Origin of the sequence: Streptomyces sp. NPDC047000 (genome assembly GCF_040644295.1) — a bacterium.
Taxonomy (GTDB): Bacteria; Actinomycetota; Actinomycetes; order Streptomycetales; family Streptomycetaceae; genus Streptomyces.
This window is the reverse complement of record NZ_JBEYWE010000054.1, coordinates 1-12,215: the sequence shown is the minus strand read 5'-3', so window position 1 is coordinate 12,215 and position 12,215 is coordinate 1. Positions and strand designations below refer to the sequence as shown.

The window sequence follows — 12,215 nt, the reverse complement described above, 5'->3', positions numbered from 1 at the left end:
ACCCGCTGGAACAGCTCCCACAACTCATCCGGCACCAACCGCTCAATGATCGAGACCACGACCGCCAGCCTACCCAGCCAAATGAGATGGCTTCTTAATGCCGGTGGTCAGCCAGGGACCGCCACCCTGGTAGGCGAGATCGGCCAGGAGAGGGATGCCCTGGCGCTCGCAGATCCGGATGATCCGGTGTGCGCGGGCCGCGGTCAGATCATGCGCTCGGCCCGGCAGCGCGGGCGAGAGCCACAGCAGCCGACCGTCGGGATCGGTGACCACCTGCACGTTCACCCCGTGCCGGCGGTGCTTGTGGGAGTGGTCGGCCCGTCCGTCGCCGACCCGGTCGCACTCGGCGAGCGTGCCGTCCGGCAGGACGAAGTCCGGATCGTGCTCGCGCAGGACCTTCAGCAGGCCCGGTGCGCGTTCGGCGAGGAGGCGGACAACCGCGCTGGTGCAGGCGTGGGCGGTGGACTCACCGATCCCGAACCCGGCAGCGATCTTCGCCAGGGTGGTGTGCTCGCGCAGGTACACCAGTGCCACCATCGCGCGCTGGGACGGTCGGAGCTTGCAGCGTCGGTCCCCCTCACGGGTGACGATCAGCATGGTGACCCACTCCACGAGCGCATGCGGCAGGTCGAGTGCGGCAGGTCGAGTGCGGTAGGATAGATGACCAACGAGGCCCCCGAGCAGCGTGGTTGAGACGTCAGACATCTCCATCAACTGCCCGGGGGCCTCGCTCGTTGCGCTTCGCGGACCGTCACCCGAACGGTGGCCCGCTCGAAGAAGCTCAGTTGGCTACGCTGAACCACCCGGGCCGCACCTCGGTCAGAAGCGGCTCCAGCGACCGCACTGCGGAGCGCAGGTCCTCATCCGTGACGTCAACAGCCTCCGGCAGGCTCAGCCCGTACCGGCGCAACCGCCAGAGGTCGAAAACCTCGCTCCCGTCGGCTGCAAAGTCCACATCGACCTCGCAGCCGTTGTCGCTGACGAAGCCGCAGCCTGCCCCATGAACCGTGTAGGAGTAGGCGCCGATGTGATCGCTCCGGCTGATCCGGCGCGACCGAGCCAGGCCCAGGACATCCGCCAGTCGCTCCAGTGAGGGGATGGCCACCCTCATGGCCTCGTCAATCGCGTTCAGAGCGTGGACGTAACCGAGCACGAGGTCTCGTGCAGCCCCAACCCGTTCCATACGGCGTCATCCCCCTGAGCCCGCAGCTGAAGGGATTGTTCCATGGGGCCGCCAGCGTCTCCGCAGAACGGCATTCTGAAACGATCAGTAAGTGACGCTATCTAGAGCGTTGTTGCGAGATTTTGGATCATATGGGCTCAAGCCGACAGACGCCTCGCTAAGATGCTCCAGATCGCGTTCGCTTGGCGGATGCGATCAAGAAACCATGATCACGTACCGCCAGCGTGACGGCATATGCCAAAGGCTTGCGCAGGGTTCAAGGAGAGATGTTGGCAGGCTTCAGCGAGGATGAGCAGGCCGCGTTAAGCAAGCGCTATAAGCGAGCTGACGACGTGTATGAACTGCTGGATAGAGCCGGGTTCCCTACGGGGCATATCCCTGCTTTTCGATCACCGCAATCTTTCTGGTACGAAATCAGCAGGGAACTTGAAAACGGTGTAATGGTGGACGGGCGAGAGAAAATTCTCGCTGTCGTTCGACTCAAATACCCGAGCCTCCAGATTGGCCAGAACCCCCCTGACCCGCAGCCGCCGCCGATACACGAGCCTTTGACAACGAGTCAAAAGGTGCTCATCGTATGCGCAGCGATAACCGCACTGGGTGCAATCATCGCAGCGACGGTCACTGGGTTGTTCGGGCTAATGAAAGATGACTCGCCGAGCGATTCTAAGGCGAGCGCATCAGCGAGTGCCTCTGCGAGCACCTTGAGCGGCCCAACCTCGAATGCTCCTTCCGAATATATAGAAGCCGCTCGGAAGACGGTGAGCATTACGCCGAGTTCGGGGCCAGTAGGAACTACTATCGACGTGGTAGCACCGGGTTTTCAAAGCAATGAGCCGGTCACGGTAGAGTTGCAGAATGGCGAACACCTTCAAAAATTTCTGGGGCCGTACGGAGCAGGAACTCCGTGGTCTGCTGATTCAACCGGCACAGTGAAGGCATCCGTTACAGTCGACCCTGAAATCTGCTGTGCCGGGGGAAAACTGAACGTCGTCGTCACGAGCAGTGAAAGGCATACTCGCGGTGCGAGCGGACTAGCGATCTTTACGATCACGAAGTAGACGCTCGCCACCAGATGTAGATCGGGGCATGAGGTCCCGGAAATCAAAGCACCCACGCTGCCTGCGTGGGTGCACTGTTTTATACGGTCAGGGCCGGCGCGTGATTGGTCGAGGTGACCTACTCAGCGTGTGTTGGACCCTCATGACCGGTCCTTCGACGCCTCGCCGCCTTCAACGTGAGATATGGCCCGAACCCGTCACCGGGGGACACCGACGAACAGCAGGTCGCCTGCCACCTCACCCCGGCCGAGGTCGACGCCGCCACCGCGATCGCCACGGCCGACCCGAACGACCTGGCCCCTGCCTGCCGGCACCCGGAGCGAGCCGCCCGCGCCCTCGCGTGGCTGACCCGGCCAAGTCAAGGACCTGCCGCTGCGCCACCGCCCCGACGCCCCTGCTCGGCCCGGTCCTGGCCCTCACCGCGCACGGCCGACGCCTGCCCGTCCCCGTCGGCGCGGCCACGGACGCCCTCGCCCCGGCCGCCGGCCGCCTGCTCGGCATGCTGTCCCTGGAGCAACTGCCCGCGGCCGAGACCAGGTTGCAGGAGCTGACCGTCTCCCGGCTCGCCCAGTGCTCCCTGGGTCTCCTCGGCGGGACCTGACGGCCCGCGGACCGTCCGGTTGTTCGCGACAGATGGTACGGGCGGGGCCCTGTCCGGTACCCGCCCGTCGGGTTGCCCCCGCGTTCCCGGTCACCGCGCCTGACGTGCCGGCCGGCCCATGCCAAGAACCACCCGGCGGAACAAGGGGCCGTCCGGGTCTTGATACCGGTATCAATCATGGTGTCTGATACCGGTATCAAAAGCGGGCGTGCTCCTCTCGTCCCGCTCGGAGAAAAGGAAGACCCCTGTGCTAGGACTCGACGAGACCACCTACCGCGACGTCGTCGGCGGCGCCGTCGCGACCATCCCCGCCGTCGTGGAGATCACGGACGCCGTGCACGCGGCCGGCTACGACAACCTGCTCCTCGTCGGCTCCGGCGGCTCGTACGGCGTGATGCTCGCCTACGAGTCCATGGCGCACGAGCGCTCGACGATGCCGGTGCGCGCGGCCGTCGCCGCGGAGCTGGTGCTGCTGGGCGACCCGACCGTGGGCGAGTGCACCGTCGCGGTGTTCTCCTCGCTGTCGGGCACGACCCAGGAGACCGTGGCGGCGGCGGAGTGGTGCCGGGACCGTGGCGCCACCGTCATCGGGCTGACCGGATTCGCCGGGACGCCGCTCGCCGAGGCGTCCGCGCACGTCCTCGTGAACGAGGCGGACAACTCGACCGCCGCCGAGTCCTGCAACATCCAGATCATGCTGCTCGTCACCCGCCTTCTGGCGCTGCGCGGCGAGCTCGACGGCTGGGACGACCTCGCGGCGCAGGCGAAGACGCTGCCCGACGTCCTGCTCGACGTGCACCGCGTCACCGACCCGGTCGCGGAGCAGTTCGCCGAGCGGCACAAGGACACCGGTTACCACTTCCTCGTGGGCGCCGGAAACCTGTGGGGCCAGGCGTACAACTACTCGATGTGCGTCCTGGAGGAGATGCAGTGGCTGCACACCACCCGGGTGCACGGCGCCGAGTTCTTCCACGGCTCGCTGGAGCTGATCGAACGGGACACCAGCCTGCTGCTGCTGTTCGGAGAGGACCGCTCCCGCCCGCTGATGGACCGCGTGCTGCGGTTCGCCGAGCAGTACAGCGACGCCGTCACGGTGCTCGACACCCGGACCTACGCGCTGGAGGGCATCGACGAGCGGTTCCGCGACCTGCTCTCCCCGACGGTGATGGGCGCTGCGTGCAACCGGCTGAGCGTTCACCTGGAGCGTGTCCGCGACCACTCGTTGGACCTGCGCCGCTACTACCGCACGGTCGAGTACTGAGCGGCCCGGGGACCGGCACCATGCGCATCCTGGGACTCGGCGACAACTTCATCGACAAGTTCGTCGACCGACGCGTCTACTACCCCGGCGGCAACGCCGTGAACGTCGCCGTTTTCGCCCGGCAGCTGGGCGCCGAGGCCGCCTACCTGGGCGTCTTCGGCGACGACGATCTGGCCGACCACCTGAGGGCCACCCTGACCGAGGAGGGCGTCTCCTACGACCGCAGTGTCACCCGCCACGGTGAGACCGGCTGGGCGGAGGTCGAGGTGATCGACGGCGACCGCACGTTCCTGGGCTGGAACGAAGGCGGCGTCGCCCTGGCCGAGCCGTACGTGTTCGACGAGGAGACGGCCGAGTGGGCCGCGGAGCGGTTCGACATCGTGCATTCCGGCGTCTACGCGGGCACCGCCGACGAACTCGTGAAGCTCGCGGGCCGCGGTCCGCTGCTGACGTTCGACTTCTCCGAGGAGGCGGAGGGGCGCACCGACGAACAGCTCGACCGGCTGTGCCCGCACCTCGATCTCGCGCTTTTCTCCGGCGCGGAGGGGGACGACGAAGCCCTCGTCGCGACCCTCCGGCGCGCGGTCGTCCGGGGCACCCGGCTCGCACTCGGTACGCTCGGTGCCCAGGGCTCCATCCTCTGGGACGGAGAGCGTCTGGTGCGGCAGCAGGCCTACGACCCCGGCGGCCCCGCCGTCGACACGATGGGCTGCGGTGACTCGTTCGTCGCCGCGTTCCTCGTGCACGCCCATGCCGCCGGCTGGTCGCACGACCGCCTCCCGGCACCGGGCGACCTCGGCAAGGCGCTGCTCGCCGCGTCGCAGTTCGCCGCCCTCCAGACCCGCACAGAAGGTGCCTTCCGGCACGGACGGAGCTACTAGCCCATGGCCAGCGACAACGTCGTCGACTCGACCACCACCGCCCCCACCCCCGCCGGCGATGCGCCCGCGCCGGAGGTTCCGACCCCCACCGGCTGGCGGCGCCTGGCGTCCCGCCGGGACCAGTGCGCCTACGGCCTGCTCCTGATCGCGCTCGTCGTCACCGCCCTCGCGGGGACCGATGTGCACGGCGCCTGGAGCCTGCTGCCTCCGGTGATGCTGTTCGTGTTCGTCCTCATCACCCAGCGGGTCGTCGAGGGTTTCGTCTGGGGCAGCGCCCTGGCGGTCTTCATGACGCACGGCTGGGGCTTCATGACCACCTACAACGACACCCTGTTCAAGCAGCTCACCAACCACGACAACCTCTGGCTCATCATCACGCTGCTGAGCATCGGCGGCCTGGTGGCCGTGCTGGAGAGGTCGGGCCTGTCCGCCCGGTTCGGTGAGTGGGTCGCGGGTCTCGCGAAGACCGGCCGCGCTGCGTCGATCACGACGCTGCTCGCGTCCCTCTTCCTCTCGCAGGACGGGTACCTGTCGATCTCGACGACCGGCGCCGCGATGTCCGGCGCCAACGAGCGCGTCGGCCGTTCGCGGCTGTTCACCGCCTACCTCATCCGCACCGGAGCGATCCCGGGGTCCGCGTTCAACCCGCTCGCGACCGGTTCGGTGTTCGTGGCGGGCCTGCTGGTCATCAACGGCCACGTCAAGGCGGGCGACGAGGTCGCCGGGTACGCCCAGCTGATCCCGTTCATGTTCTACCCGATGGCCGCCCTGCTGGTCGGGTTCCTCGCGGCGGTCGGCGTCATCCCGCCGCTGGGCGCGATGCGCAGGCACATGACGGTCGACCCGGCCGAGGCCGAGGCGGAGCAGACGGTGGGCGAGGGCCGCCGGCCGCGACTGATCAACTTCTTCCTCGCGCTCGCGCTGCTGGTGACCTTCACCCTGTGGACCGGGTCCATCCAGATATCGCTGCTCATCACGCTCGCGCTGGCGGCGGTCGCGTTCGTCGCCCAGAAGCTGTTCACGCCGGAGGGCTACCTCGACACCGTGATCGAGGGTATGAAGGACATGCTGTCCCTCGCCCTGATCATGAGCCTGGCGTTCGTGTTCGTGGCCGCCCTCGACGACCTCGGGTTCACCAAGTTCGTCGTCTCCCGGGTGTCGGGCAACGTCCCCGCGGCCCTGCTGCCCGTGCTGATCTTCGTACTGTTCGGGATCACCGAGTTTCTCGTCACCCTGAACTGGAGCCTGTACCTGCTGGCGCTGCCCGTGGTCATCCCCCTCGCCCAGCAGGCCGACGCGAACCCCAACCTGGTGATCGCCGCGCTCATCTCGGCCGGCCTGTGGGGTGCGACCTCCTGCATCACCTCCGACGTCGGTCTGCTCAACACGTTCACGACCCGGACGAAGGTCTTCCAGCACTGGCTGACGAACCTGCCCTACCAGGCGATCGCGTGGGTGCTGGCCGCCGTCGCCTACCTGGTCGCCGGGGTGGTGATGGCATGAGCGCCGCACACGATGCAGCGGACCTGCTCGTCCGCTCCCGGAACCTGTTCACGGGCACCGGTCCCACCGCTACCCACGGCCACGTGGCCGTCAGCGGTGCCACGATCACCGCCGTCGGCCCCGGTGACGGCGCCGAGTGGTGCGGGCCGCGCACCGAGGTGGTGGACGCGGGCGAGGGGCTGGTCTGCGCGGGTCTGCACGACAACCACGTGTTCCTCACCGGTACGGTCCCCGACCACCTCGCGGTCGACCTGGCCGGCACGGACGACCCCGCCGAAGCCGCGGCGCGGCTGGTCAAGGCCGCGGACTCCCACCCCGCACCCGTCCCGGTGCTGGGCAGCGGCTGGCGCGGCACGGGCGACGCCCTCGCCGCCGCGCTCGGCTCCGCCCCGGACGGGCGAACCGTCGTCGTCTGGGACGCCGACCGGGCGCTCCTCTGGCAGAACGGCACCGCCGCACGGCGGTACGCGATTTTGCCCGGGCCGATCTCCAACGAGGCGCTCGCCCCCGTGTTCGCGGACGCGTTCACCGATGCCGGCCTCGTCCGTGAGGTCTACGGCACCGCGCAGGACGAGCTGTTCCGCCGGGGCGTGGTCTCGGTCAAGGACATCGCCTTCGACGACTACCTCGGGGCCCTGCCGGTGCTGCGGCAGATGCGGGCGGAGGGCACTCTCCGGCTGCGGCTGGCGTTCGCCTCCCAGCCGGTGCGGCGGCCGGTCGACCTGGAGTTCGGGCGACGCGCGAGTGCGGAGTGCCGGGACCCGCTGTTGCAGTTCCACGGGTTCAAGCTGATGACCGACGGCGTGTGGGTGGACGGCACCGGTCATATGCTCGGCGGCTACCCCGGACTGCCGGGTGCGGGCACCGAACTTCCGGACTACGAGGCCCTGGAGGAGGCCGCGCGGAGGGTCGTCGAGGCGGGGTTCGCCCTCGGACTCAACGTGGACGGTGACGGCGCGGCACGCTGGGCCGTCACCGTCTTCGAGCGGCTCGCCGCCGCCGGGCACCCCGTCGGGCCCCGGCACTCCCTGTCCGACCTGAGCTTCGTCGATCCGGCGGACGCGGCGCGGGCCGGGGCACTGGGCCTCACCTTCGAGGTCTACCCCCAGTTCCTCGGGCTCTTCCCGAGCGCGGAGGACTGCCCCGCGGAGGCGCTGCTCGGGCCGGCCGGCCGGGGGCTCAACCGGTTCGCCACCATGGCCCGCAGCGGTGTGTCGCTCAGCAGCGGGACGGACCTGCCCCTGTTCTGGCCGAGCCTGCCCGACGCGATCCGCGCGGCGACCCACCGCCGGTTCACCGACGGCTCGCCGCCGGACGGCTGGTGCCCCGAGGAGGCGCTGCCCGCCGCCGAGGTGGTGAGGGCGTGGACCGTGGGAGGCGCCAGGGCGCGCGGCACCGCCGGCCGGGTCGGGACGCTGGCGCCCGGCCTGCGCGCCGACCTGGCCGTGTTCTCGCACGACCTCCTGGGAGCCTCGCCCGACGAGCTCACTCAGGTGCAGGTCACGGCCACGATCGCCGGTGGAGAAGTGGTCCACCGGGCGTGAACGAGCGGGGACGACCGGCCGGTAGGGTGTACCGCATGCCGCCCGGTCGTCCCCGCAGAACCTCTTTCCCCACCATCTCCGAGGTCGCCGCCGAGGCCGGCGTCGGACGGGCGAGCGCCGCGCGGGCGCTCGGCGACTACGGGTCGGTCAGTCCCGAGATGCGCCGGAAGGTGGAGGAGGCCGCCCGCCGCCTCGGCTACCGTCCCAACGCCCTCGCCTGGAGCATGTCCACCGGGGTGACCCGGACGGTCGGGGTCGTCGTCGGCGACGTCTCCAACCCGTTCTTCGGCGCCGTGACCCGGGGCATCTCCGACCAGATGCACACCGAGGAGATCGACTGCCTGGTCGCCAGCACCGACGAGGACGTGGTCACCGAGGCCGAGATCATCGAGGCCCTCGTGCGCAAACAGGTCGACGGCATCATCGTGGCCAGCACCGCAGGCGTCGACCACCCGGTCCTGCACCTGGAGGCCGCGCGGACCCTCGGAGTGCCGGTCGTGCTGGTCGACCGTGTGCTGCGGCGGTTCGAAGCCCCCGCGGTCGTGCTCGACAACGTCGCGGCGGCGCGCGCCGCCACCCAGTTGCTGCTCGACGCCGGTCACCGGCGCATCGGCCTGGTGTGGGGACCTGCCGTCGGCGACCACCCGACCGGACCGCCGGGTGACACTCTCTCCACCATCGGCGAGCGCTTCGAGGGCTACCGCGACGCCCTCGCCGCCGCCGGCCTGGAGGTCGACGAGCGTCTGGTGGCGCCACGCCCCGCGACGCTCGCGGACGCGCCCCGAGCCACCGCGTCCATGCTGACTCTCGACGACCCGCCCACCGCCCTGGTCACCACGGAGTCCGACGCCACCCTCACCACCCTGCGCCGCCTGCGCGACCACGGTCTGCGCTGCCCCGAGGACGTCTCGGTCGTCGCGTTCGACGACGCACCGTGGACTGACCTGACCGACCCGCCGCTGAGCGTCGTACGGCAGCCGGCCGTCGACATGGGGCGGCACGCGGCCCGCATACTGCTCGCCCTCATGGCGAAGACCGGTGCGGACACCGGTCCGGACGCCGCCGAACCCACCGGCACGGTCGTGCTCCCCGCGGACATCCTCGTCCGCGCCTCCGTCGCGGCACCGCGGGCCTGAAGGCACGGGTCATGTGACCGTGGTCCTCACCTCGGGGTGGTCTCCGCGGCGGGAGCGGCGGCGCGGTCACCGGGGATCGCCGCGAGCAGTTCACGGGTGTACGTAACGCTCGGAGGTGGGTTCGTCGGTGTGTCGGGTGCGTGCTGGCCTGGGATGTCGTGGGTGTGTTGAGAGGCGGACCTGGGCGGCGAGCTGGCTGATGGCGGGGTGCGGATGGTGACGAACGCGGAGTGGCAGGCGAGGCGTTCGTCGCGCCGAGGGCCTGCCGCGTTCAGGAGATCAAGAATGGCTGGGCATGTGGAAACGGTCGTGCGGCTGGAGATTCTGCTCCCGGATGATCCTCACGAGGAGTTCCGCGTAATGCGGGTCCGTAGCGTAGTGACCAGCGGCCACGGCCCGCGCAAAGGCGATGCCGTCCGTTGTTTTGAACGCCGCCGCGTAGTTGGAGTTCTTCCGCAGGAATGAGCCGTGGTCACGGAAGGAATCCGTCATCGATTTGTATGATCGGAAGTGTGCCTGGACTGTCACGTCGTGACCGTTGATCACCTCGCGGGTAGGTACTGTGACAAATCCGGTTGCGATGGAACCCCACGTCACTTGACCGTTCCGTGTCTGAGCCTTTATCCCGAAGTAGTTGTTGGCGCCGCCTATGTGGTGTGTGCCCCACGCGCTCTCCAGAATGGCCTGAGCGACCGTGACGGAGACCGGCACCTGGAATTCCGTCTGTGTGGCCTGGGCTGCGCTGATGGCTTTGCCGAGGAAGGATTGCTGTGCCGTCGTCAGTTTTGGCATTTCATGCTCCATGAAGTGTGATGTGCAACGCTGCGGGCGAAGGTGCTGGATTTCGCTGCAGCGGTGGATGTTCCCGCCGGAACGCGTACTGGGACCCAGGCGGCGCTCACGGCGGACGGCGGTTCCTGCCGGCGGAAGGCCACTGCGACGGTAGCCGGAGCCGCGACCGCACCCAGCAGCGACGTCTGTTGCTCAGCATTCGCCTTCGTCAAAGTGGATGGCGGTGTCGAGCAAGGCAGGCCGACGTGGAGAATGAGTGTCAGTGCGCTGACCAATTCCATGACCACTGTGCTGGGGGCGCTGTGTCATCCTGGTGCTGCGAGTGACCTCAGAGATCGCAATGGCGAACCAGGAAACAGCCAAGATGAAACCGTTGTCCGCGGCCCCTGTCTCGCCTGGGACATTGCATGCTCACGGGATTGTCAGTTGAGGGGAGGACATTGCGTCTCACCCGATCCTGCGCTTCCGTCAGTGCATAGTCCATGCAATTTCGATGATATGGGATGTTACGAGGCTGAGCAAATCGCGCGGACTCTCTCTGCCAACTCCTGCTGCATTCTGGTTCGTCAGGGTGATGCCTCTCGGCTTGACTCTGACACGAAAATAAAGGCTTCGTGCAGGTCAGGTCGCCTGGATGGGTTCGAAGCGGATGGTCAGGCCGAGGCGGTTGGCTTCCTTGGTCATGCGGCGCATCGCGCGTTCGGGGTCGCGGCGGGTGAAGTAGTCGGCTCCCAGGTCGTGGTAGTCGGTCTTGTCGTGCAGGACGTGCCAGATCGCGATGGCGAGCTTGTGCATGACCACGACCAGGGCCCGAAGGCTGCCGCGGCGCGAAGCGATGCGCCGGTAGTACGTGCTGAGATAGGTGTCCTTGCTCCGGCTCACGGCCATCGCGGCGACGCCGAGTAAGCGCTTGAGGCTGCTGTTGTCCGGCCAGGTACGGCCGGACTTGTTGACGCCGGCGGATTCGTTCATTCCCGGGCAGACCCCGATCCAGGAGGCGAGGTGTCCGGCGGTGGCGAACTGGGCCATGTCGCCGCCGGTCTCGGCGATGATGATCCGGGCAGCGGCGCGGCCGATGCCGGGGATGGCGTCGAGGCGGTCCACGTCCTGGTCCCTGCTCAGACAGGCCAGGAGCGCGGCGATGCGGGCGTCGAGATGCTCGACCACCGCGGTCAGGTGGTCGAGCTCGTCGAGGTAGTGGCGGCACATAAAGGCGTGGTGCTCGGTGAAGGTGCCCTCCAGCGCCTCGACCAGGGCCGGGATCTTGCTGCGGGCCCGGCGCACGGCGAGGTCGGCCAGCGTCCCCGGGTCGCGCTCCCCCTGGATCAAGGCGTTGATGATGGCCCGTCCGGTGGCCCCGGTGATGTCGCTGATCACTGAGGACAGCTTCATCCCGGTGTCCTCCAGTTCCTTCTCCAGCCGCTGGGCCTCCCGGCCCCGGGACGTGATCACCTCGGTGCGACACCGCGTCAGATCACGCAGCTCGCGAATCTCGCGCCGGGGCACGAACGAGCCCATCACCATCCCCGACGCGCCGGCCCGGGCCAGGAAGGCCGCGTCGCTGGGGTCGCTCTTGCGGCCCCGGATGCCCTTGAGGTGGGCGGGGTTGACCAGCATGAGGTTCAGCTGCGGCTGCAGTGTGTAGTAGAGGTGCCGCCAGTAGTCCGAGGTGGCCTCCAAGACCACCACCTCCACCCGGCGCTCGAGCAGCCACGCCAGCAGCCGCCGTATCTCGGCCGCAGTGGTCTCGAACCGCTCCGTCTCCAGCGACCAGGTCTCCGCCCGGGACACGGCCGGGGTGCGCACGCAGGCCACCAGGAACCGCTTGCCCAGGTCCAGCCCCGCCGCCCGTAGATAGATGACTTCGTCCTTCACGTCCTGGCCACCGCGGTATCCCTCCCACGCGCACCGATCGGACGGGTGCCCGGAGGGATCCGGGAAGTCGCTGAATCTGACACGCGCGCTCCGGGCCGAAGCCGTGGCGCAAACCGAAGTCCGCTAGCAGATCCCCATCGCCATCCTGTCGGTCGAGCTCACCGGCATCAAAGAGTCATCGGCTTACCGGGCACCCAACCCCATTTTCCCTCCACCGAGGAGGCCAGCGCAGCGGCCTGGTGAACCTGTCGGGAATCTTACTCAGGTTGAACTCGCGGAGTCCGGTGGCCCGTGACGGTTCTTGATCGTTGCGGTACGACGTCGTCATGCGGTACGCGCATGGTGGCGGGCTGACGCCCAAGGAGCAGGAAAAGCGGG

Annotated in this window: 10 protein-coding genes and 1 pseudogene; 7 read left to right on the top strand and 4 right to left on the bottom strand. The window is 68.4% G+C overall.

Translation table 11 applies throughout. The annotated features are described in order from the left end of the window. Both ABZ862_RS37770 and ABZ862_RS37765 read right to left on the bottom strand, forming a co-directional pair. Positions 1–597 (bottom strand): annotated as a pseudogene (locus ABZ862_RS37770) (transposase family protein); the annotation flags it as partial. Positions 598–781: 184 nt separating this feature from the next. Beyond that, positions 782–1,153 (bottom strand): hypothetical protein, encoded by a 372-nt coding sequence (locus ABZ862_RS37765; protein WP_360968950.1) that lies wholly within the window; start codon positions 1,151–1,153, stop codon positions 782–784. A gap of 296 nt (positions 1,154–1,449) precedes the next feature. Between ABZ862_RS37765 and ABZ862_RS37760 the strand changes: the two genes are divergently transcribed. The 7 genes from ABZ862_RS37760 to ABZ862_RS37730 all read left to right on the top strand — a co-directional run bounded on the left by ABZ862_RS37760 (position 1,450) and on the right by ABZ862_RS37730 (position 9,170). After that, on the top strand, positions 1,450–2,244 hold the full coding sequence (locus ABZ862_RS37760; protein WP_360968947.1) for an effector-associated domain EAD1-containing protein: 795 nt from the start codon (positions 1,450–1,452) through the stop codon (positions 2,242–2,244). A 340-nt stretch (positions 2,245–2,584) separates the two neighbouring features. After that, complete coding sequence (locus ABZ862_RS37755; RefSeq protein WP_360968945.1) at positions 2,585–2,845, top strand: hypothetical protein; 261 nt, start codon at positions 2,585–2,587, stop codon at positions 2,843–2,845. A gap of 247 nt (positions 2,846–3,092) precedes the next feature. Then, a complete protein-coding gene (locus ABZ862_RS37750; RefSeq protein ID WP_360968943.1) occupies positions 3,093–4,106 on the top strand; it encodes an SIS domain-containing protein in 1,014 nt (337 codons plus the stop codon). Between the two features lie 20 nt (positions 4,107–4,126). After that, positions 4,127–4,987: a PfkB family carbohydrate kinase gene (locus ABZ862_RS37745; RefSeq protein WP_360968940.1), complete on the top strand. Its 861-nt coding sequence runs from the start codon at positions 4,127–4,129 to the stop codon at positions 4,985–4,987. A gap of 3 nt (positions 4,988–4,990) precedes the next feature. Next, on the top strand, positions 4,991–6,490 hold the full coding sequence (locus ABZ862_RS37740; protein WP_360968938.1) for a Na+/H+ antiporter NhaC family protein: 1,500 nt from the start codon (positions 4,991–4,993) through the stop codon (positions 6,488–6,490). Next, the gene (locus ABZ862_RS37735; protein WP_360968935.1) at positions 6,487–8,034 is read left to right on the top strand and encodes an amidohydrolase family protein; all 1,548 of its coding nucleotides are present in this window, start codon (positions 6,487–6,489) and stop codon (positions 8,032–8,034) included. The genes ABZ862_RS37740 and ABZ862_RS37735 overlap by 4 nt, the downstream gene beginning before the upstream one ends. 35 nt (positions 8,035–8,069) lie before the next feature. Next, the gene (locus ABZ862_RS37730; protein ID WP_360968933.1) at positions 8,070–9,170 is read left to right on the top strand and encodes a LacI family DNA-binding transcriptional regulator; all 1,101 of its coding nucleotides are present in this window, start codon (positions 8,070–8,072) and stop codon (positions 9,168–9,170) included. Between the two features lie 279 nt (positions 9,171–9,449). Here ABZ862_RS37730 and ABZ862_RS37725 read toward each other — a convergent pair whose 3' ends face one another. Continuing rightward, the gene (locus tag ABZ862_RS37725) at positions 9,450–9,974 is read right to left on the bottom strand and encodes a glucosaminidase domain-containing protein (protein ID WP_360968930.1); all 525 of its coding nucleotides are present in this window, start codon (positions 9,972–9,974) and stop codon (positions 9,450–9,452) included. Between the two features lie 609 nt (positions 9,975–10,583). Further along, positions 10,584–11,837 (bottom strand): IS110 family transposase, encoded by a 1,254-nt coding sequence (locus ABZ862_RS37720; RefSeq protein WP_360968927.1) that lies wholly within the window; start codon positions 11,835–11,837, stop codon positions 10,584–10,586. Positions 11,838–12,215: the final 378 nt, after the last annotated feature.